The following is a 21,244-nucleotide window of genomic DNA, read 5'->3' as shown; positions in this document are numbered from 1 at the left end:
TAGTTATCTATGCTCCCAAGGATTCACTCCCTTGCCGTCGCGATGCATCTTGAAATCCATAGGGTATATAGTCTCTTACACCCAAATTTGCGATAGCCTCAGCAGCCACTTTAACATCTGCGCCTGATGCTGCCGTATCAGCAACAGTAACTCCAATTAACTCATGCTTTGGCAATTTATCCACATTTCTTCTCAAAAGATATAATAATGCCAGACTATCTCTACCTCCAGATAAGGCAAGTATAATTTTATCGTTTTCCTTAATCAAAGACTTAGTAAGAATCCCTTGAACAAACATGTCATCAATATATTTTACGAAACTATCCTCATTAAATTGTGTTTGTTTTAGATCGCAAATACCATTCTCTTTAAACCAGAGTATTCTCTTAGTATAAATTGAATCTGTATTTTCCTGTGTTACCTCAACGCCATCATCTTCCCATAAACGTAAAGTTCTGCAATATTCTGGGAGTTGATATGCCCTTACCATCTCCAAAACTATTTTATCGCTTTCTTTTACTACATAGCTTTGATCATCTGTTATTTTATCATTCACATAGCAAAGTACAGAATCTTGGGGTATGTAATTCTCCTTCAGGAATCTTCTCAACGGGATCCCAGACTTTGTAGAAAGCACATGAATTTTATCTAACCTATCTTTAAGCAACACGGTGTGTTTTTTCATAATAATCTCTTACAAGAAAGAGCCTGTTGTTAGATACAACAGGCTTCTATTTTAAATATGGGCGATACTCTCACCGACACTCATGAGCAAGTCAGCATCACGTTTAATACGTCCAATAATCATTTGATTGATTTCTTCGAAACCAATTTCATCCTGCGAAACACTAAATAACCTTATAGGTTCAGCTTTACGAGTAAATATAGGCTGAAATAGCTTTTGAGCTGTTGATTGCATCTCTATTCCTCCAATTTTATAAAAAACAAATTTGCAAGAAGTGCTCTCACCTTTAGAATAATTACACTATTACAATCCAAGAAAAATAGATCAAATTCACAAAAATTAATATTTAAAAAATCAATAAAACTTTATTTATATTTATATATAAAGTTAAATTAAAATATACCATGATAAATTATTTAAATATTATTCTCATTAAAGGTAATATCGGTCAATAAAATGGAGTGTAAAATTATCAGTTTGTTACCCCATAGATATTAAATACACAGTTTCCGCTATCATTGTTACTCATTCTTTATTATCCTATCTTTTGTTAAATTAACTTAATCTGAACAATCTGGACAATATTATGCTTATTACTATTTCACCTGCAAAAACCCTTGATTATGAAAGCCCGCTTACCACGGAAAAATATAGTCAGCCAGCATTACTCGACCAGTCAGAACAGCTAATTAGCATTTGCCGTAAACTAACGCCTGCCCAAATTGCGAGTTTGATGGGTATCAGTGATAAACTTGCCGGCCTGAATGCCGCTCGTTTTGGCGAATGGCATGCTGATTTCACGCCAGAAAATGCCCGTCAGGCTATCCTGGCATTTAAAGGTGATGTTTATACCGGTATGCAGGCTGAATCTTTCTCCGATAAGGATTTTGATTTTGCTCAGAATCATCTGCGTATCCTGTCTGGCCTTTACGGTGTACTTCGTCCGTTAGATCTGATGCAACCTTACCGGCTGGAAATGGGGATCAAACTGGAAAATAAACGCGGTAGAGATCTCTACGCTTTCTGGGGAGATCTAATCACAGAAAAACTCAATGAGGCGTTGGAACAACAAGGTGATAATGTGTTGGTTAATCTGGCTTCTGATGAATATTTCAAATCTGTAAATACGAAAAAGTTAGCCGGTAAAATTATTAAACCGGTATTTCTCGATGAGAAAAACGGTAAGTATAAAATCATCAGTTTTTATGCGAAAAAAGCCCGTGGGCTAATGAGCCGGTTTATTATTCAAAACCAATTAACGCAAACTGACCGTCTGGTGGAGTTTAATCTGGATGGCTATGCCTTTGATGAATCGTTATCCAAAGGGAATGAGCTGGTATTTAAGCGCCCAGAACAATATTAAGACCTTATTATCAATAATAAACGCCGCATGATCTGTGCGGCGCCCACTTTCATCATGACTTGGGTGCTCTTTCCATCAAGAAATATCGCAACCTAGCAAAATCTGCCGGCAAGTAATGGGACTGCAACTCCAGATCAGCCCGTTCAGCCAAAGCTTTGGGTAAGGGTAATTCCTCACCCAGAATCTGCTCCACGCTCTCTTTAAATTTCGCTGGATGCGCCGTACCGAGAAATACCCCGTATTCACCGTCTTGTAATTGATCACGCAGAACACGATAAGCAACCGCGGCATGAGGTTCAGAGATATAACCCAGTTTAGCCAATTCCTTAATCGTCTCTTTAGTCACGTCATCACTGACTACACCATATCCCAATTCACTCAACGGCCAGGATTTACGGTGGAACAGTTCTTCAATACGTGGCCAGTTGTTTGGCTGACTCACATCCATTGCGTTGGAAAGCGTAGCAACCGTCTGATGAGGCAACCATTTTCCATCCTCTAGATAACGTGGAACCGTATCGTTAACATTAGTGGCTGCGATAAAGCGTTTTACCGGTAATCCCATCGATTTTGCCAATAAACCCGCGGTCAAATCACCAAAATTCCCACTCGGTACAGAGATAACCAGTTGTTCACGTTTATCTTCTGGTAGCTGAGCAACCGCTTCAAAATAGTAGCAAATTTGTGCCAACAAGCGGCTGATGTTAATTGAGTTAGCGGAATTGAGATACAGAGCCTGTTTCAACTCTTGATCATCAAACGCTTGTTTAACCAACGCTTGGCAATCATCGAAATCGCCGTCAATCGCCACCGTGTGAATATTACCGCCCAAGGTACAGAACAGTTTTTCCTGTAACGGGCTGATTTTGCCCTGTGGATAGAGGATCACCACTTGTACGTTATTTAGCCCATAAAAGGCGTGCGCTACTGCTGCCCCTGTATCGCCGGAAGTCGCCGTCAGGATAGTGACTGGCTGTTCACCGGCAACTTGTGCCAACATTTGCGCCATAAAACGGCCGCCAAAATCCTTAAATGCCAGCGTCGGGCCGTGAAATAATTCCAGCGTTGCAACATCATTTTCCACGTCGGTCACAGGCACCGGAAAAGTAAAAGCATGCTTAACTCGTGTCGCCAGTTGTTCTGGCGGAATTTCCTCGCCAATAAACGCGGAGAGAATGCGACCGCTGCGGGTGACAAAATCCAGTTTCAACAGTTGATCAATTTCTTCACGACTAAATTCGGGTAAATCTTGCGGGAAGAAAAGCCCTTGCTGTTTGCCTAACCCCTGTTTGACTGCTTGTGCAAAACTCACCTGCTCGCGGTTGTCTTTCAAGTTATACAGTTTCATTAGTTACCCTATTTGTCGTGCGCCTGCGAGATCCAGACGGCAAATGTGTACAAAACCTTCATCATTCTGAACATAATGCTGTTGCAGCCACTCAGCTATTTCCTCTGCGGTCGCCATATCATTACAAATGGAGAACAATGTCGGGCCAGAACCAGAAATACCACACGCCAATGCCCCTACCCGTTTTGCTGTTTCACGCGCATTGGCAAAACCCGGTAACAGTTGAGTACGATACGGTTCAGCAACCACATCTTTCATCAATCTGGCTGCCAGCGCTGGTTGCCGTGTATGACAAGCATGAATAAACCCGGCAAGGAAACGTCCATGATCGATAACATCCTGCTTCGAATAGTTCACAGGTAAAATTGCTCTGGCTTCTGCGGTAGAAACTTTGATGCCCGGATAGGCCATCACCCATAACCACTCATCAAACGTAGGTACTGGCTGACAGATAATATCTCCTTGTTCCATAATCAGTTGCAAACCGCCGAGATAACATGGAGCGACATTATCATAGTGAATACTGCCGGAAATACGTCCTTCCAGTTGCCCCATCATTGCCAGTAATTGGCTTTCATTAAATGGGAGACCTGCAAACTCGTTCAGTGCCATCAAACCTGCAACAACAGAACAAGCACTGGAGCCAAGGCCAGAACCAATTGGCATATTTTTTTCCAGCGTCATTTCCACTGGTAATTGTTTGCCCAAACGCTGGCAGAATAATTGCCAGCATTGATAAACGATGTTGTGCTCCAGTTTCTCAGGTAACTTCCCTACAAACTGCCCTTCATTACGCAAACTGAAACTCTTCGCTGCCCGGACAGTAACGCAGTCACCTAATAAAGCACCATTAACTGGAGAGACCGCCGCTCCCAGTACATCAAACCCAACACTAACATTGCCAATAGATGCAGGCGCATAGACTTTAATCACAATTAAACTCCCTGTTTCCAGGACAAGGTACGCAGCATATCTGCGAAAACACCTGCGGCAGTAACATCATTACCCGCCCCGTATCCCCGCAGTACCAGCGGTATTGGCTGATAGTAACGCGTGTAGAATGCCAACGCATTTTCGCCATTTTTGACTTTATAAAGCGGATCATTACCATCCACTGCGGCGATTTTCACCTTACAACGGCCCTCTTCAATTATGCCAACATAGCGCAATACTTTTCCCTGCCCTTTGGCTTCTGCCACCCGCTGGTTGAAAACCTGATCAAGAGAAGGTAAACGTTCAAGGAAAGCATCCACGTCCCCTCGGTTATCAAAGGAGGCTGGCAGTACAGGCTCCACATCAATACCATCCAATTCAAGTTCATAACCTGATTCACGAGCGAGGATCAACAGTTTACGGGCAACATCCATACCGGACAGATCATCACGCGGATCGGGTTCGGTATAGCCTTTCTCTTTTGCCAGTAACGTTGCCTGAGATAGTGACATTCCTTCATCCAGCATACCGAAAATAAAAGAGAGAGAACCAGAAAGAATGCCATTGAACTGAATGAGTTCATCACCCGCATTAAGCAGGTTTTGTAAGTTTTCAATAACAGGCAGGCCAGCCCCTACGTTAGTGTCATACAGAAATTTGCGTTTAGATTTCTCTGCCGCCTTACGAATCTGATGATAATAAGCCATTGACGAAGTATTGGCTTTTTTATTCGGCGTGACCACATTGAAGCCATCACTCAGGAAACTGACGTATTGATCAGCAATTTGCTGATTAGAGGTACAATCCACTATCACCGGGTTCAGTAAATGGTACTCTTTCTCTAAACGGATCAGGCGGCTCAAACTAAAAGGTTCTTTGGCCTCTGATAAACATTGCTGCCAATTATCAAGGCAAATACCTCTCATGTCCGTCAACATGGCCCGTGAATTAGCAATACCACATACCCGCAAATCAATGTGCTTTTGCTTCAACCATGTTTGTTGACGACGGATCTGTTCAATCAAAACACTGCCTACACCACCAACACCGACAACAAAAACTTCGATCACCTGATCGGTATTAAATAACATCTGATGGCACAAACGAACAGCTGTCGTTGCCACTTCATTATCGATAACCGCAGAGATGGAACGTTCAGAAGATCCCTGTGCGATTGCAACAATATTGATATTACCGCGCGCCAATGCCGAGAAGAAACGGGCAGAGATGCCGCGCAGGGTACGCATACCATCGCCAACAACGGAGATAATGGAAAGATTTTCCATCACATCCAAAGGATCAAAAACCCCCTCTTTCAGCTCAAGATAGAATTCTTCACTCAGTGCCTGACGTGCGCGTTCCAATTCACGTTGAGGGACACAGAAGCTGATACTGTATTCTGAAGATGACTGAGTAATCAGCACAACAGAGATCCCTTTGCGGGACATGACAGCAAATACCCTTGCCGCCATACCCACCATCCCCTTCATACCAGGGCCTGATACGTTAATCATTGCCATATTGCTCAGGTTGGTAATCCCTTTTACCGGCGTACTTTCATCTTTCTGCCCGTCACCGATCAGTGTTCCAGGCGCATCTGGATTGGCGGTATTTTTAATCAAACAAGGGATCTGAAATTGAGCAATTGGAGCAATGGTCCGTGGATGCAATACCTTGGCACCGAAATAAGAGAGCTCCATCGCTTCCTGATAGGACATGCCTTTTAATAACCGTGCATCCGGCACAACTCTGGGATCACAGGTATAAACACCATCCACATCAGTCCAGATTTCACAACATGTCGCCCGCAAGCAAGCCGCCAAAACTGCAGCAGAATAGTCAGAACCATTACGCCCCAGAACAACTAGCTCCCCTTTATCATTTCCAGCCGTAAATCCAGCCATCAGAACAATATGGTCATCAGGAATATTCAGAGAAGCAATGCGCTTCGTAGACTCGTTGATATCTACCGTAGATTCAAGGTAATGACCTTGTGCCAACAAATTTTCTACCGGATCAATCACCGTGACCTTGTGACCACGTGCCTGCAATACAGACTCCATGATGGCGATAGAGAGTTTTTCCCCACGACAAATCAGGGAAGCGTTAATGCTGTCCGGGCATTGGCCCAGTAACGAAATACCATGCAGAACCTGTTTCAATTGAGCAAATTCTTGCTCAACCATCATTTTTAACCGTTCATAAGCAAAACCGGGTTGCGCCTGTGCCACCCCCTGTAATAAATCAACAAAGATCTGCTCAGCATCGTGCATATGGGTAATGATCTCTTGCCCAGCTACCGTTTTTTCAATCATAGCCACTAAATGATTGGTAATTTTTGCCGGAGCAGAAAGCACCAACGCAACCCCTCCTTGAGAAAGTTTTTTCTCTGCAATATCGGCAACGCTCAACACTCGCTGGTAATTAGCGATCGAAGTTCCTCCAAATTTAAGCACTCGCATTAACATTTTTCTCCTGATTCCGCGCCAAAAAAAAGCCCGCATCTGATTTGGATGCGGGCTTTTTTCTCTGTTTTATATATGCGTCAGCCCGCTCCGCAACCTGTGGTTCCGGTGGTGGTAATAATTGTGGTTTTCAGGCTGATAGTTCGCATAGGTTCCTGTCTGTCATTTAATGGGTTCGACCCTATATTGGTTAAATGAATTTGTGCGCAAAGTCAAACATTTTATCTAAATAACCTTACGCTTTTGATATTTTTAATATTGGAATAATTCATTTCATGGTCATCAAGACAAACAAATATTTCTTACTGAACCCAATCTTTTAGTTGTTAAATCCATTTTTAACAAAATTAACAATATATTTTATCTTTTCGTAAAAATCAGTTATTTTTGTTCACCGCCAAGCTCATGGGGAATTATTTTTCGAACAAAACCACTCTGTGTGTTAACAAGAATTTGTCATTTGCATGACAGAATACAAGGTATAAAATAACCAATATAAATAATATTAACGTGCTACAATCAATTTTGATGTACGTCAATAAAAGGTAGTTTTTTTAGATGGTAAATGCATTGCAAGCTGTTATATTGCTGTTAATGGACTAACATAACACTGTTTAACCAGTTTTTTTGGGTATATACCCACCAAAGGAAAAGCAACTTTTACTTTCAGTGTAAAACATATCAATAAAATGTTATTACTGATTTGGGCTATAATTTCAGTGATGACAAATAATAACCAGTAAATATCCTGAGATAAGAGTAGTTTGAATCATTCTGATTTATTTTTAAGCGATTCTAGGTAGCAACCATGCAAACCCCGCACATTTTGATTGTTGAAGACGAAATTGTCACTCGCAATACCCTAAAAAGCATTTTCGAAGCTGAAGGGTACATAGTTTATGAAGCCACCGATGGTTCAGAAATGCACCATATTCTGTCAAACAACGACATTAACCTGGTGATTATGGATATTAATCTTCCAGGCAAAAATGGCTTGTTACTTGCCCGCGAACTGCGTGAGCAAGCAAATGTTGCCTTGATGTTCCTGACCGGCCGTGATAACGAAGTAGACAAAATCCTTGGCTTGGAAATTGGCGCGGATGATTACATCACCAAACCATTTAATCCGCGTGAATTGACTATTCGCGCCCGCAACCTGCTTTCTCGTACCATGAATCTGAGTAATGTCAGCGAGGAACGCCGCCAAGTTGAGAGTTATAAATTCAACGGTTGGGAATTAGATATCAATAGCCGTTCTCTGATAAGCCCAGCTGGTGAGCCGTATAAATTGCCACGCAGCGAGTTCCGCGCCATGCTTCATTTCTGTGAAAATCCAGGCAAAATCCAAACACGCGCAGATTTACTGAAAAAAATGACAGGTCGTGAATTGAAACCTCACGACCGTACTGTTGATGTAACGATTCGTCGTATCCGTAAACATTTTGAATCGACGCCAGATACGATGGAAATTATCGCCACCATTCATGGTGAAGGCTATCGTTTCTGTGGTGATTTGGAAGCATAACTTGAACCTATACCCTATGGATTTCAAGATGCATCGCGACGGCAAAGGAGCGAATCCCCGGGAGCATAGCGAACGATGTGACCGGGGTGAGTGAGTGCAGCCAACAAAGAGGCAACTTGAAAGATAACGGGTATATCAGTAAGTCTCTAACAATGACAGGATGGGATATCCCTGTAAGAACCCATCCTGCCCCTCAATTTTCCACCGTCTTCCACGGCATAATGGGTACAGCACTGAGCGCATTCTTCGGTGAACCATCGATCATCTTATCGGAATATGTCAAATAGACTAATGCATTACGGTTTGCATCATAGAAGCGAACGACTTGAAGTTTTTTAAACACCAGTGAGGTTCGTTTCTGGAAAACCACCTGACCTTTTTTGCTGCTCTTTTTAATCTTGTCTGTGAGTTCAATCTCTCCAACCTGCTGACAAGAAATAGCCGCATCAGAAGTATCTTCCGCAAGTCCTAAACCCCCTTTTATTCCGCCTGTTTTTGCCCTGCTCAGGTAGCAAGTCACATTTTTAACATCAGGATCATCAAACGCTTCCACGACAATTTTGTGATCAGGCCCGATAAATTTAAAAACAGTGTCTACCGAGCCAATCTCTTCAGACAGAGCCACCACAGGTATGCACAACAATGTCGTTGTTACGAGTATCTTTATGATTTTTAACATATATAGTCTCATTCCTTAATTAATTCAGCGTAAAATTTCACCGCTGAGATACCAAATAGGATGGTAATACCATCAATAGAAATAATTAATCATTAATATAATTTCATAAAGTAATGAGTGAAATAATAATACGAATAAGTATCCTATTGTAAATATAAGACTTGTTTTACACTTAGTGCTCATATCCAGTAGAGTTATTGTTGAATGCCACGCTTGTCAATTAATTATGAACACGAACAGCACGCAGAAATCAGAACAGACATACGATGTACAAGGAATGATTCGTTTTACCACTCTGTGGGACTGTTCAAGTGGCAAACAAAATAGCCTAGTAGTATAGGTTCTTATATACCCTATGGATTTCAAGATGCATCGCGACGGCAAGGGAGCGAATCCCCGGGAGCATAGCGAACTATGTGACTGGGGTGAGTGAGTGCAGCCAACAAAGGGCAACTTGAAAGATAACGGGTATATTGTTCTTTTGGTCTTAATGACTAAGGAGATGTATGGATCAAACCGGCATCATTCGTGATTTATTACGTTGGCTAGATAACCATTTAGATCAACCATTATCACTCAATAATGTTGCAGCTAAAGCAGGTTATTCTAAATGGCACCTGCAACGTATGTTTAAAGACATTACCGGCCAGGCTATTGGCTCCTATATCCGTGCCAGAAGGTTATCACGGGCAGCCGTTGCTTTACGTTTAACCAGCCGCCCTATTCTGGACATTGCTTTACAGTACCAGTTTGACTCCCAACAAACTTTCACTCGCGCATTTAAAAAACAATTCAATAAAACACCAGCACTTTATCGACTCAGTGAGGAGTGGTGCGCCACGGGTATTTGCCCTCCCATATTGCTGGATAACAGGTATATTCCCGAAGCAACCTATCTCACACTAGAGGAACAACCACTGGTGGGTATAGAACAGACCTGTTCCTATACGCTGGAACAATGGTCCAGTTTTTGTACTGAAATGCGCCACAATTTCTGGACATATTATCTGCAAAATGCAGAGGTGTTACCTCCTGTACTTTATGGCCTTCACCATGCAACTCCCAATCCAGAAAAAGAAGATGAACAAACCGTATTGTACACAACAGCGGTAGAACCCCAATATGCCCAGTTTGATGTGGCAGGCAGCCAGCCTGTTACATTACCGGCTGGAGAATACGTCTCATTTAGTTACTACGGTACCAAAGATGGCTTACAGGATTTCCTGTTTACCGTCTATGGTATTTGCCTGCCAATGCTAAACCTGACACGTAGGAAAGGATACGACATCGAGCGATATTATCTTACCAATACCAATGATAGAGACAAGGAAGCGGCGAATCATATCATCGAATTTCAGTATCTCATTCCTATCCAGCATTAGCGTTGTAATTCATCCAGTGCGGGCGTATCCAGATGTGTGATATCGCCTGCCGTTTCTACAATCCAGCCCGACGCTAGCCACGGACTGTGCTGATAATCCACTCTGGACAGAGAGCAATTTCGCAAGCGAAGACGACGTTCAGCATGTGCGGGCAATCCCAGTATTGTGCCAACCAAACATCCCAAAGCGATGCCATGACTGACTAACAACGGTCGGCTACCAACAGGCAGATTACGACAGCCCTCCAGCGCAGCCCTCATACGCACAGCCAATTCATCCATAGATTCGCCTTTGGGGATACGTCCACCAGGTGTGCCATCAAGGACTTTCTTACGCCAGTTCTCTTCTTCCGATGTTAATGAATCAATATTTCTGCGTTCAAGAACCCCCATGTGCAATTCACGCAAACGTGGCTCCAGAATAATTTCACAACCACAAACCTCAGCAATGATTTCCGCCGTTCGACGTGTACGTCCAAGGTCACTGGTAATAATATGGGTAATACTTTCAGATTTTACTCTTTGCGCCACTAATCTGGCTTGATGTTCGCCTGTTTCAGTCAAAGGGCTGTCAGATTGTCCCTGAATACGACGTGCTGCGTTCCATTCAGACTCCCCATGCCGAACAAGATATACCTGTAACATTTTCATTTTCCGTTATACTGCGTAAATACTCGTTCAAAGGATAACTCATCTATTATGTATCACGTTATTGCCGCAACCACCAACCCTGCAAAAATTAAAGCCATTAGTCTCGCCTTTGATGATGTTTTTGGGCCAGGTACTTATCGGATCGAAGATATCAATGTAGACAGTAGCGTCCCACAACAACCTATTGGTAACACAGAAACCCGTACTGGCGCCCGTCAGCGTGTCATGGCGGCCAGACAAGTTCGCCCTGAAGCAGACTTTTGGGTAGGTGTGGAAGCGGGTATTGAAGACGATATGACATTTGCCTGGATGGTTGTGGAATATCAGCAAATTCGCGGAGAATCTCGTTCAGCCAGTCTGATGCTACCAGAGAAAATTCTTGATGGTATCCGCGAAGGTCGGGAATTAGGCCATGAAATGGCTTACCTTACAGGTATTGATAACATCAAGCAGAAAGATGGTGCAATTGGCTTTTTCACTGATGGCATCCTGACTCGTACCAGCGTGTACCACCAAGCTCTGATATTGGCTTTAGTGCCCGTACATCATGAAATGTATAAAGAGCTGAACGCCCGTTAAACAAACATTCCGCCTAGGCCGCAATTGGCGGCCTGCTATTTCAGTAATTGCTGTTCCAACCAAGCCTTAACATCGTTTGAGGCAAATTTCAGGCTATTAGAGCCGCGCGTAATCGTCGCAATACCCACTCCAAGTTCATTTTTCAGCTCACGCTGGCTCATTTTTCCACTCATCAACTCCTTGATAATGCGTACCCTGGTAGCCAGTGCTGTCCGTTCATCTGGTGTCAATAATAACTGCAAAATCGGATGCTGTAGATTTTCAGCAAAAGCCTGTTGGAGTAATGTCACGAAACATTGCCAATCTTCATGATCTTGCGGCGAAAGTGCTGGATCTGTCAGATGATTTGTCGTCATAATTAATCAGTCATCATACTATTTAACTAGTACAGCAGCATAACATAGTTTGCCATAAATCAATAACGCCTTTGCCATTCCGCGTTAGTCAGCACATTTGATGCTTTGCCCATGAAATGACTATAGAAAACATCATAAACCAAAACATTTTTGACATAATTGCGGGTCTCAGAAAATGGAATGCTTTCAATAAAGGCTATCGCATCGAGTCGCCCACCACTGTCAGATAACCAGCGATCTACCCGAGTTGGTCCGGCATTATAGCCAGCGCTGGCAAGTATCCGATTATTTCCAAAACGCTGATAAACCGATTCGAGATAAGCAGTACCGATTTCGATATTCGTCAGCGGGTTTATAAGTTGGCTACTGTTCATATATCCTTGGATTCCATTTTTCTTAACCGTATCCTCTGCCGTTTCTGGCATTACCTGCATCAACCCAATTGCCCCAACTGGCGAATTAGCTTGCGGATTCCAGGCACTTTCCTGGCGGGCTATCGCCATTGCATAACTTTGAGAAATTCCTTTATTTGCAGTGAAGTGACTAAATTCCCGCCGCCATGCCAATGGAAAACGCTCTTCAAGGTAGTCCCACATTTTTCCGGTTATTGTCGCCTGTACACTAAGCGCTGCCCATTTTTGATTGAAAGCATAACGCGCCAGTTGCTGTTGTTTTAATTTAGCCTGGCTGGCGACCAGATAGCTCCACTCTATGCGAGCAAGATTATCCATTTGCCAATATATCAATTCTCTGACTCTCTGCACTTCAGGTATTGAAGCAATGGCAGCATCTGGCTTTTTTGCGATACTTATCGTCAGCGGATAGTTGACATTCAGTTTTTGCGCAGCAGCCATTGGATAAAAACCACGGCCTTCTGTCAGCTTACGTAGTATCGCTTCACCTTCACTTTTATTACCCTGTGCCAATAGAATGTTGGCTCGCCAATAACGCCATTCCTCTTTGCCTTGGTCCTCTAACGGCAGCAATTTTATCCATTGAGCCAAACCACGCTTATCTGCATGACCCAATGCCAACCGAACACGACGCTCAAGCAATGCAACAGATTGACTACTGCGGATCGCATCATCACGCCACTTTTCCTGTTCATCGCTCACATCCCCCATTAACTGCCAGGCAACAATATCTTTCAACCGCTGACGTTCACTTACATTCATCTTTTGCACTCTGACAATTGATGGGATGATCGCTCTTGCCTGCTCCGGATCTTGGCGAGCGAAACGCGAGAAAGCCGCTAAAGTAGCTACACGGGTAAAATCAGTCGGCCCGGTATGATTAGCAAAATCCGCCACGGTAGCCGGATCATTCTGCAACTTAATCAGGTCTTCACTGATACTTTTGTATCCCAGTGGCAATTGTTTAGCGAGGTAACTGACCAGTGACGTATTCCCCGCTTTTAACGCGAGACTAATACGCTGTAATATCAGTTTCACTGATAAATGACCAGTTTGCTGCCAAACATCAAATAATTTATCGCAACTGGCTGGTAAAGAACGCCCATTCAACCAAATTTCTTTTGCTCCCTGCCAGGCAACCTGTTCCTCACCTGTAGACCATTTAGCAAAATAGTAATGACAGCGAGCTGTAATAGATTTCGGTGCTGTAGGAGTGAACGCCAGTATCCCACGCCACTCTTCGCGGCGTGCAAGCTCATTGATAAAACGGGATGGTAAAGAACGTGCAGGGGGCAGATTAGGGTAACGATCAATAAAATCACGGATCTGCGTTGGTGTGACAAGTGCCAAATCCTGAGTCAGCTCCCGGTATTCTAGATAAGGATAAAGAGGATAGTCTTTCAATGTCGGCATCAGCCTCGCGATTTCATCCCTATCACTGACATTCCACGCTTGCTTAATCTGCTGATATCTCTGCCGCTGATTTTCCAGAGAATCAGCATTTGCTGCTACAGAGATAAAAATCAACCCTATAGCCATCGCAAGGTATTGCCACTTAGCCATTATCACGTTCCTCTGGGAGATAAAATCAAACAGGTTAATATTACGAATGCATAAACACCATAATAATATAATTACCACCACTTACCACATTAATTTTCCCTATGATGAGATATATAACCATATATTTATAATAGATTAGTTTTTTATATAATAAATTGATTAGCTTTAACAAACTCAACCTAGGATCATTTTATTCGAGCAATTGGGTTATAGAGTTTATTGACTTAAATCGGGTAAACTGTGATAAATCGTGCTCAGACGAGCATAAATAACCTAACTTGATATAATCAAATACCAACACGCCCTGTTCATGCGACTTGCTTCGCAAAACAGGCACTATAACAATCAGAGATAGCGAGGCTTATAGCAACGTGGCTCAATATGTCTACACCATGCATCGGGTCGGTAAAATTGTTCCCCCGAAACGTCATATCCTGAAAAATATCTCCTTAAGTTTCTTTCCGGGAGCAAAAATTGGTGTTCTTGGCCTTAATGGTGCCGGTAAATCGACCTTACTGCGTATTATGGCTGGCATCGATAAAGACATCGAAGGAGAAGCTCGCCCACAATCAGGAATTAAAATTGGCTATCTACCGCAGGAACCTAAATTAAACCTTGAGTACACTGTCCGCGAAGCAGTGGAAGAAGCGGTTAGCGAGGTAAAACATGCGCTGACCCGTTTGGATGAAGTCTATGCAGCCTATGCTGATCCTGACGCCGATTTTGACAAACTGGCTAAAGAACAAGGTGAGCTGGAAGCGATTATTCAGTCCCACGATGGCCATAACCTTGATAACCAGCTTGAACGCGCCGCTGATGCCCTGCGTCTGCCGCCGTGGGAGGCAAAAATCGAGCATCTATCTGGAGGGGAACGCCGCCGTGTGGCAATTTGCCGCTTACTGCTGGAAAAACCCGACATGCTGCTACTGGACGAACCCACTAACCACCTTGACGCCGAATCTGTCGCATGGCTGGAACGCTTCCTGCACGATTACGAAGGTACCGTTGTTGCAATTACCCACGACCGTTACTTCCTTGATAACGTTGCCGGCTGGATTCTGGAACTTGATCGTGGTGAAGGCATTCCGTGGGAAGGTAACTACTCTTCATGGCTGGAACAGAAAGATGCTCGTCTGGCTCAAGAAGCCGCAACAGAAGCCGCACGCCGTAAATCCATTGAGAAAGAGCTGGAATGGGTTCGCCAAAATCCGAAAGGCCGTCAGGCAAAAGGTAAAGCACGTCTGGCCCGTTTTGAAGAATTAAATAGCGTTGAATACCAGAAACGTAACGAAACCAGCGAACTGTTCATTCCACCTGGACCACGCCTGGGTGACAAAGTTCTGGAAGTGGAAAATCTAACCAAATCCTATGGCGACCGGGTTCTGATTGATAATCTGAACTTCTCTCTGCCCAAAGGGGCGATTGTTGGGATTATCGGGCCTAATGGTGCAGGTAAATCCACCCTGTTCCGTATGATCTCCAACCAGGAACAACCCGATTCCGGCACCATCACGTTAGGTGAAACCGTCAAACTCGCTTCTGTCGATCAGTTCCGTGACAACATGGATGATAAGAAAACCGTTTGGGAAGAGATCTCCGGCGGCCAGGATATCATGCGTATCGGTAACTTTGAGCTACCAAGTCGCGCCTATGTTGGCCGTTTTAACTTCAAAGGTGTTGATCAAGGCAAACGTGTCGGTGAATTGTCTGGTGGTGAGAGAGGACGGCTACATTTGGCTAAACTGCTGCAAGTCGGCGGTAACATGCTGTTGCTTGATGAACCAACCAACGATCTGGACATTGAAACTTTGCGCGCACTGGAAAACGCCTTGCTGGAGTTCCCAGGTTGTGCAATGGTTATTTCCCATGATCGTTGGTTCCTTGATCGTATCGCAACCCACATCATTGATTATCAAGATGAAGGTAAAGTCACTTTCTTTGAAGGTAACTTTAGTGAATACGAAGACTATAAGAAGCGGACTCTCGGAGCAGAAGCACTGGAACCGCATCGCATTAAATATAAGAGAATCAGCAAATAATCATATTGAAAATGGCCTGGTAACCGGCCATTTTCCACTCAATTATTTAGATATAAACTCATAGTCTTATTCATCATGCTATGTGTAAGATAAGTATCATGGATAATCTTTCCTTCTTTCAAAGTAATAATACGATCCGCATGTTTAATAAGCCTATTATCCTGTGAAGCCACAACAACTGTACCTCTTTGGTTATAAGCAATAAAACTTAAGATATCAATAGCTGTTTGGCAGTCATAATTATTAAGATGACGGGTTGGCTCGTCAGCAAACAAATACCGAGGGCTTTTCACAATGGCACCAGCTATTGCCACCCGTTGTTTTTCATTATCACGTAATTCCTTGGGATATATATCTTTCTTGTGTTTCAGGCCAACAATATTGAGTGCCTTAGTTGCCCTGACTATTGCTTCCTGATGAGAGGTCGTGATTCCACAAGAGAGAGATAATAGCAAATTATCCAAGACCGTAAGTTCATTAGATAAATTAATTCTTTGAAAGATAAAACCACAATTTATCAAATGGAATCTATCTAACTCGAAGTTATTCATCCTCCCCAATTCATTATCAGAAATTAATATTTTTCCTCCGTCGAGAGGCAATAACCCAGAAATCATTGCCAGCAAAGTACTTTTCCCTGAACAAAGATCCCCATTAATCAAAGTAAATTCACCTGGAAAAATAGAAAGAGTGATGTCTGAAATCATTTTCTGGTTAGCTTTACTTTTCGAAAAACCATATGAAATATCAATGGCTTCAATCGTAGCGATTTGATTCAAATTCATTATCTCAGCATAATTAATAGTGTAAGAAATCTGGCATTATCAATAACTCTTACAGCCAGAGCAATCCGTAAAAATACAGATATTCATCATTATAAGATTACACAAACGAGGGAAAATCATATAAGAAATATCTCAATTGAAAGTATATCAATATTTCTATCAGTGACTATTTCAAATGACTATCTGTATGCTAAAATCAAAATTTCACTAAACAAGATCAATCCATTCCTATCAACCATTCATTAGCAACAGGCCATTATCTTGTTTGTACAAATAAAAAAATAACATCAGACAAATAATTTTTTATAGATAAAAACACCTTAATATCATAACAACATGTTAAAATTAATATTTAATTACCATAATAACAACGATACTTCTAACATTAAATTATTAATAGAAAAATCAACCTTATCCTTATTCTCCAACCAATCAAAAACAAAAAAATTTTATTTAAAAATCAACTGGGAAGTATTTAATTATTAATCTTGTTTTTATTCAAGAAATAAATAATCAATAGAAGTATCAAAAATATTAATAGCTGTTATATATTTTATTACTTACAGGAGATAAAAATATCCAGCCACAATGCATATTGTGATTAGATATATATTTACTAATTTATCATATAAAATATTATATATAGATCTAATTATAAACGATTCAACTAACGTATCATTTAGGATTAGCCGCTAAAAATTGCTGAATGAGTTCAATACAACGCAGGAAACGCTGATCATAATCGGGTGAATCCACATTGACATATTCAATATTATTACTTTTCAGCATATCCTCCAGCAGTTGCTGGAACTCTTTACGATCCTGCTCGCTGCCAAGGCTACGCAAACCGTCAGCAACCCAAGGGGTGTTGTTTTCCAGTAGAATGACCAAATCAAATCGATATTCATCAATTAATGCCTGAACAAACGGGTGTTCACGTCCTTCATATCGCTTACAAAATGCTTGGGTAGTGACAAAATCGGTATCTATAAATGTAACCTTATTCGCATATTTTACAGCAAAATCAATATATTGGGCTTGTCCCAATGCAATCTTGTCATAGTCCGAATATTGTAGCGCCATCTCATCTCCCCCCAGATGAGAAAAAACATAATCACGACCATATTCCCAAGCACTTGTCGTATTAAAAATATTTGCCAATTTGTTAACTAACGTAGATTTACCACTGGACTCTCCACCAAGAATCGCTACGGTACGAACAAAGAAAGGTTTCACTTCCGTAGGAATATATTCCCAATGACGGAATGGGTCTTGGCGAATATGCCGACCACTGATTTTCATAAATGAACGTTGTGGATCGATAAGAATTGTCTCAATTCCTAAATGTTCTTTATATCGGGGAGAATCCTGAGTTTCGCTGGAATATATATAAGTTGGATTAATGCCTTTTTTTGACATAAAGGCTTTCATGCCGTCACTCCACACATCCCAACCATGTGGATAGGGCTCAATTCCCTGTTCATCAAAAGAGTGAATATGAATATTTTTCTGATACTTAAACGTTTGGAGCAACCAGCGCAGACGATCACTCACCGTAGGTTGCTGAGACATGGAACTGCTCATAAACAGCTCCCGATCTCTCAGCTCATCATGGCAAAGGATAATATGCAACTCATCCACCTGACTACAGGCCCGTTGAATCAGATAGATATGCCCAGTATGCAATGGATAGAATTTGCCAAATACCACTCCAACAGTTTTATTTTGCACAGGATATTGCAACCTCAGATAGTGATGGAGAGCAGCCAGTTTTTGGGCACTGGGACTTTTAATTTTGTCATTAATTAATTGGCTGAGATAACCTTTGGTCATACCACTTGCATCAGCAACCTGCTGCAACGTATAACCTGTCTGTTTAATCGCTTCTTTAAGGTAGTCAAATTGCCCCATATCTCCTCCCTGTTTAACCAAAATCTTCCATAACAGATAACGCATCCGCCAACTTTTTCACACCAAAAACTTCCATCCCTGGCAGCGCTTTTTTCGGCATATTGGCATAAGGCACTATTGCCCGTTTAAAACCATGTTTAGCGGCTTCGGATATGCGCTCCTGTCCACTGGGCACAGGACGGATTTCCCCTGCTAGCCCCACCTCTCCAAATACAACCAAATCACGGGGTAACGGCCGATCCCGAAAACTGGAGACTAAAGAGAGCAGTAAAGCGAGATCCGCGCTGGTTTCCGCAACTTTAACGCCACCCACAACATTCACAAACACATCCTGATCGGACATTTGCAAACCACCATGGCGATGAAGGACAGCCAACAGAATAGCCAACCGGTTTTGCTCCAACCCCACAGCCACCCGCCGTGGATTGGTCATCATAGAATGATCCACCAGCGCTTGAATCTCTACCAACAGAGGACGAGTCCCTTCCCACACCACCATGACAGAACTGCCAGCGGTAACTTCATCACCACGGCTCAGGAAAATCGCTGATGGGTTACTAACCTCACGCAATCCTTGTTCTGTCATGGCGAATACGCCAAGCTCATTAACGGCCCCAAACCGATTTTTATGACTGCGTAAAGTGCGAAAGCGGGAATCTGCTTCACCATCAAGCATCACTGAACAGTCAATACAGTGTTCCAACACCTTCGGACCCGCCAACGAGCCATCTTTGGTCACATGACCAACCATAACAATGGCAACACCACGAGTCTTAGCAAACCGAGTAAGATAAGCGGCAGTCTCTCTGACCTGAGCGACACTCCCCGGCGAAGATTGAATATCCGCCATATGCATCACTTGAATGGAGTCAATCACCATCAACTTTGGCTGCTCCTGCTCCGCAATCAGACAAATTTGTTCAATACTGGTTTCTGACAACATATTCAGATTATCAGCCGGCAATCCCAACCGGTGCGCACGCATTGCCACCTGTTGTAACGACTCTTCCCCAGTGACATATAAAGTTTTCATCCGTGCAGACAACTGACACATCGTCTGCAACAATAAGGTACTTTTCCCTGCTCCCGGATTACCGCCAATCAGAATCGCGCTACCGGGAACAACACCACCGCCAAGCACCCGATCGAACTCTTTAAATCCCGTAGAAAAACGAGGAAGTTCTTCCAGACTGATCTCTGATAATTTCTGAACCCTGCTGACACCAGCATCTCCCGCATAACCACTGAACCGCTCATTACGGGAGGAAGGTGCTGCGGCTAAGCGCACCTCCGTAATGGTATTCCAAGCATGACACGCACTACATTGCCCCTGCCAGCGCGGATAATCCGCCCCACACTCATTACAGACAAATGCCCGCTTTGCTGCTTTCGCCACTCTGTACTCCTAAAGATTCTATACCCGTCATCTTTCAAGTTGCCTCTTTGTTGGCTGCACTCACTCACCCCGGTCACATCGTTAGCTATGCTCCCGGGGATTCGCTCCCTTGCCGTCGCGATGCATCTTGAAATCCATAGGGTATATTAACGCTCTTCGTGTTTAAGACCGCCACTTAACACACACAATACTCCCATGAGATCAGCATGACGGATGGTCACTTTCGACTGTGCATAAACTTTCGGCTTAGCATGGTAAGCAATACCTAACCCTGCTTTGCGGATCATCTTCAAGTCATTAGCGCCGTCACCAATCGCGACAGTTTGCTCCAATGAGATATCCAGTTTTTTTGCCAGTTTCACCAATGTGGCAGCTTTATATTTAGCATCAACAACTGGTCCTATAACCTTACCTGTCAACTTACTATTTTTTACTTCTAACTGATTGGCTACCGCAGCCACCAAACGTAAATTCTGGCGCAAATGGTCAGCAAAATAGGTAAAACCACCCGATGCGATTGCCACATGCCAATCAAAGGATTGTAACTTACGCACCAGACTGGTCAGCCCCGGCATAAGTGGTAAATTTTCTACAACCTGTCGCAGAATATCAGCATCAGCCCCTGCCAACTGGGCAACTCGCTCCCGCAGACTATCAGAAAAATCCAGCTCTCCTTGCATTGCCCGCTCGGTAATCTCGGCTACTTTGTCACCTACGCCAGCCAAACGAGCAATTTCATCAATACATTCAATTTGAATTGCTGTTGAATCCATATCCATCACCAGCAAACCTGGTGACCGCAACCGTGGGATCTGCCCCAAAGGAACCACATCTAACCGACACTCATCAGCTAGCCGTTTAATACGAGCCGTCAAATTTCCGGCAATACGTACTACCTGATAATCATCAATACGCCATGAAGAAACGATGACAATAGCAGCACCAAGCCGATGTTGAAAATTACTAATACGTTGTTTATCCAGGCCACGGCCATATATCAACCAACCACTGTCACCCGCTCGGTAATCCAACGGCATAACTTCTTCACCACTTAACGAAAGTGGTAATCCCGGCCACTTATGGACCTCTTCCGGCAAATAGTGATAAGCCAGGTTATTAGACATTAATCCCTACTCCTGTAATCCCACATGATTTGACAGCAAAAAATTGTG

Annotated in this window: 20 protein-coding genes and 1 other annotated feature; of the genes, 6 read left to right on the top strand and 14 right to left on the bottom strand. The window is 43.0% G+C overall.

Going from position 1 to position 21,244, the window contains the following annotated elements:
• Positions 1-7: 7 nt before the first annotated feature.
• On the bottom strand, positions 8-685 hold the full coding sequence (locus CKY02_RS18675) for a tRNA lysidine(34) synthetase (protein ID WP_112896443.1): 678 nt from the start codon (positions 683-685) through the stop codon (positions 8-10).
• A gap of 51 nt (positions 686-736) precedes the next feature.
• Positions 737-919: a hypothetical protein gene (locus tag CKY02_RS18670; protein ID WP_054477352.1), complete on the bottom strand. Its 183-nt coding sequence runs from the start codon at positions 917-919 to the stop codon at positions 737-739.
• A 352-nt stretch (positions 920-1,271) separates the two neighbouring features.
• On the opposite strand from CKY02_RS18670, the gene yaaA reads away from it, so the two are divergent.
• Entirely contained in the window at positions 1,272-2,048 is a 777-nt protein-coding gene (gene yaaA / locus CKY02_RS18665; protein WP_112896442.1) for a peroxide stress protein YaaA, read from the top strand.
• A gap of 52 nt (positions 2,049-2,100) precedes the next feature.
• Here yaaA and thrC read toward each other — a convergent pair whose 3' ends face one another.
• From thrC to thrL, 4 genes are all read right to left on the bottom strand, one after another.
• Positions 2,101-3,396, bottom strand: a complete 1,296-nt coding sequence (gene thrC / locus CKY02_RS18660; protein ID WP_112896441.1) for a threonine synthase — start codon at positions 3,394-3,396, stop codon at positions 2,101-2,103.
• 3 nt (positions 3,397-3,399) lie between these two features.
• The gene (thrB, locus tag CKY02_RS18655) at positions 3,400-4,329 is read right to left on the bottom strand and encodes a homoserine kinase (protein ID WP_112896440.1); all 930 of its coding nucleotides are present in this window, start codon (positions 4,327-4,329) and stop codon (positions 3,400-3,402) included.
• Positions 4,330-4,331: 2 nt separating this feature from the next.
• Positions 4,332-6,791, bottom strand: coding sequence for a bifunctional aspartate kinase/homoserine dehydrogenase I (gene thrA, locus CKY02_RS18650; RefSeq protein WP_112896439.1), 2,460 nt, complete (start codon positions 6,789-6,791; stop codon positions 4,332-4,334).
• A gap of 25 nt (positions 6,792-6,816) precedes the next feature.
• Positions 6,817-6,936, bottom strand: a sequence feature (Thr leader region).
• Positions 6,875-6,943, bottom strand: coding sequence for a thr operon leader peptide (thrL, locus tag CKY02_RS18645; RefSeq protein ID WP_112896452.1), 69 nt, complete (start codon positions 6,941-6,943; stop codon positions 6,875-6,877). (Overlaps the previous feature by 62 nt.)
• A 659-nt stretch (positions 6,944-7,602) precedes the next feature.
• Here thrL and arcA point away from each other — a divergent pair.
• A complete protein-coding gene (gene arcA / locus CKY02_RS18640) occupies positions 7,603-8,319 on the top strand; it encodes a two-component system response regulator ArcA (RefSeq protein ID WP_011144944.1) in 717 nt (238 codons plus the stop codon).
• 193 nt (positions 8,320-8,512) lie between these two features.
• Here arcA and creA read toward each other — a convergent pair whose 3' ends face one another.
• On the bottom strand, positions 8,513-8,998 hold the full coding sequence (gene creA / locus CKY02_RS18635) for a protein CreA (RefSeq protein WP_112896438.1): 486 nt from the start codon (positions 8,996-8,998) through the stop codon (positions 8,513-8,515).
• A gap of 506 nt (positions 8,999-9,504) precedes the next feature.
• Between creA and robA the strand changes: the two genes are divergently transcribed.
• Positions 9,505-10,380 carry an MDR efflux pump AcrAB transcriptional activator RobA gene (robA, locus tag CKY02_RS18630; RefSeq protein ID WP_112896437.1) on the top strand — a complete coding sequence of 292 codons (876 nt, stop codon included), beginning with the start codon at positions 9,505-9,507 and terminating at the stop codon, positions 10,378-10,380.
• Here robA and gpmB read toward each other — a convergent pair.
• Complete coding sequence (gene gpmB / locus CKY02_RS18625; protein WP_112876419.1) at positions 10,377-11,024, bottom strand: 2,3-diphosphoglycerate-dependent phosphoglycerate mutase GpmB; 648 nt, start codon at positions 11,022-11,024, stop codon at positions 10,377-10,379. The two genes, robA and gpmB, sit on opposite strands and share 4 nt — an antisense overlap.
• Positions 11,025-11,078: 54 nt before the next feature.
• Between gpmB and yjjX the strand changes: the two genes are divergently transcribed.
• Positions 11,079-11,609, top strand: coding sequence for an inosine/xanthosine triphosphatase (gene yjjX, locus CKY02_RS18620; protein ID WP_112896436.1), 531 nt, complete (start codon positions 11,079-11,081; stop codon positions 11,607-11,609).
• Between the two features lie 35 nt (positions 11,610-11,644).
• On the opposite strand, the gene trpR is transcribed toward yjjX, so the two are convergent.
• Positions 11,645-11,965 (bottom strand): trp operon repressor, encoded by a 321-nt coding sequence (gene trpR / locus CKY02_RS18615; protein WP_011144939.1) that lies wholly within the window; start codon positions 11,963-11,965, stop codon positions 11,645-11,647.
• Positions 11,966-12,024: 59 nt separating this feature from the next.
• Positions 12,025-13,941, bottom strand: coding sequence for a murein transglycosylase (gene sltY, locus CKY02_RS18610; RefSeq protein ID WP_112896435.1), 1,917 nt, complete (start codon positions 13,939-13,941; stop codon positions 12,025-12,027).
• Positions 13,942-14,312: 371 nt separating this feature from the next.
• Between sltY and ettA the strand changes: the two genes are divergently transcribed.
• Entirely contained in the window at positions 14,313-15,980 is a 1,668-nt protein-coding gene (ettA, locus tag CKY02_RS18605; RefSeq protein ID WP_112896434.1) for an energy-dependent translational throttle protein EttA, read from the top strand.
• 38 nt (positions 15,981-16,018) lie between these two features.
• Here the strand turns inward: ettA and CKY02_RS18600 are convergent, their stop codons facing one another.
• The 3 genes from CKY02_RS18600 to radA all read right to left on the bottom strand — a co-directional run bounded on the left by CKY02_RS18600 (position 16,019) and on the right by radA (position 20,072).
• Entirely contained in the window at positions 16,019-16,765 is a 747-nt protein-coding gene (locus CKY02_RS18600) for an ABC transporter ATP-binding protein (protein ID WP_112896433.1), read from the bottom strand.
• 675 nt (positions 16,766-17,440) lie between these two features.
• A complete protein-coding gene (nadR, locus tag CKY02_RS18595) occupies positions 17,441-18,676 on the bottom strand; it encodes a multifunctional transcriptional regulator/nicotinamide-nucleotide adenylyltransferase/ribosylnicotinamide kinase NadR (RefSeq protein WP_112896451.1) in 1,236 nt (411 codons plus the stop codon).
• Positions 18,677-18,689: 13 nt separating this feature from the next.
• Positions 18,690-20,072, bottom strand: coding sequence for a DNA repair protein RadA (gene radA / locus CKY02_RS18590; protein WP_112896432.1), 1,383 nt, complete (start codon positions 20,070-20,072; stop codon positions 18,690-18,692).
• Here radA and CKY02_RS25215 point away from each other — a divergent pair.
• Positions 20,057-20,203 (top strand): hypothetical protein, encoded by a 147-nt coding sequence (locus CKY02_RS25215; RefSeq protein WP_193493168.1) that lies wholly within the window; start codon positions 20,057-20,059, stop codon positions 20,201-20,203. The genes radA and CKY02_RS25215 overlap by 16 nt on opposite strands.
• Before the next feature lie 15 nt (positions 20,204-20,218).
• Here CKY02_RS25215 and serB read toward each other — a convergent pair whose 3' ends face one another.
• Positions 20,219-21,196, bottom strand: coding sequence for a phosphoserine phosphatase (gene serB, locus CKY02_RS18585; RefSeq protein ID WP_112896431.1), 978 nt, complete (start codon positions 21,194-21,196; stop codon positions 20,219-20,221).
• Positions 21,197-21,244: the final 48 nt, after the last annotated feature.

It is taken from the genome of Photorhabdus bodei, from assembly GCF_003287735.1.
GTDB classification, from domain to species: domain Bacteria; phylum Pseudomonadota; class Gammaproteobacteria; order Enterobacterales; family Enterobacteriaceae; genus Photorhabdus; species Photorhabdus kayaii.
The sequence above is the reverse complement of the archived record's forward strand: the minus strand, read 5'-3'. Positions and strand labels throughout refer to the sequence as shown.

What these genes read in the sequence shown, in the direction of transcription:
- CKY02_RS18670 (WP_054477352.1), bottom strand. Translation starts at nt 919, where the DNA reads ATGCAATCAACAGCTCAAAAGCTATTTCAGCCTATATTTACTCGTAAA.
- thrA (WP_112896439.1), bottom strand. Translation starts at nt 6,791, where the DNA reads ATGCGAGTGCTTAAATTTGGAGGAACTTCGATCGCTAATTACCAGCGA.
- robA (WP_112896437.1), top strand. Translation starts at nt 9,505, where the DNA reads ATGGATCAAACCGGCATCATTCGTGATTTATTACGTTGGCTAGATAAC.
- creA (WP_112896438.1), bottom strand. Translation starts at nt 8,998, where the DNA reads ATGTTAAAAATCATAAAGATACTCGTAACAACGACATTGTTGTGCATA.
- CKY02_RS18600 (WP_112896433.1), bottom strand. Translation starts at nt 16,765, where the DNA reads ATGAATTTGAATCAAATCGCTACGATTGAAGCCATTGATATTTCATAT.
- nadR (WP_112896451.1), bottom strand. Translation starts at nt 18,676, where the DNA reads ATGGGGCAATTTGACTACCTTAAAGAAGCGATTAAACAGACAGGTTAT.
- CKY02_RS18675 (WP_112896443.1), bottom strand. Translation starts at nt 685, where the DNA reads ATGAAAAAACACACCGTGTTGCTTAAAGATAGGTTAGATAAAATTCAT.
- yjjX (WP_112896436.1), top strand. Translation starts at nt 11,079, where the DNA reads ATGTATCACGTTATTGCCGCAACCACCAACCCTGCAAAAATTAAAGCC.
- thrC (WP_112896441.1), bottom strand. Translation starts at nt 3,396, where the DNA reads ATGAAACTGTATAACTTGAAAGACAACCGCGAGCAGGTGAGTTTTGCA.
- gpmB (WP_112876419.1), bottom strand. Translation starts at nt 11,024, where the DNA reads ATGTTACAGGTATATCTTGTTCGGCATGGGGAGTCTGAATGGAACGCA.
- serB (WP_112896431.1), bottom strand. Translation starts at nt 21,196, where the DNA reads ATGTCTAATAACCTGGCTTATCACTATTTGCCGGAAGAGGTCCATAAG.
- sltY (WP_112896435.1), bottom strand. Translation starts at nt 13,941, where the DNA reads ATGGCTAAGTGGCAATACCTTGCGATGGCTATAGGGTTGATTTTTATC.
- arcA (WP_011144944.1), top strand. Translation starts at nt 7,603, where the DNA reads ATGCAAACCCCGCACATTTTGATTGTTGAAGACGAAATTGTCACTCGC.
- trpR (WP_011144939.1), bottom strand. Translation starts at nt 11,965, where the DNA reads ATGACGACAAATCATCTGACAGATCCAGCACTTTCGCCGCAAGATCAT.
- yaaA (WP_112896442.1), top strand. Translation starts at nt 1,272, where the DNA reads ATGCTTATTACTATTTCACCTGCAAAAACCCTTGATTATGAAAGCCCG.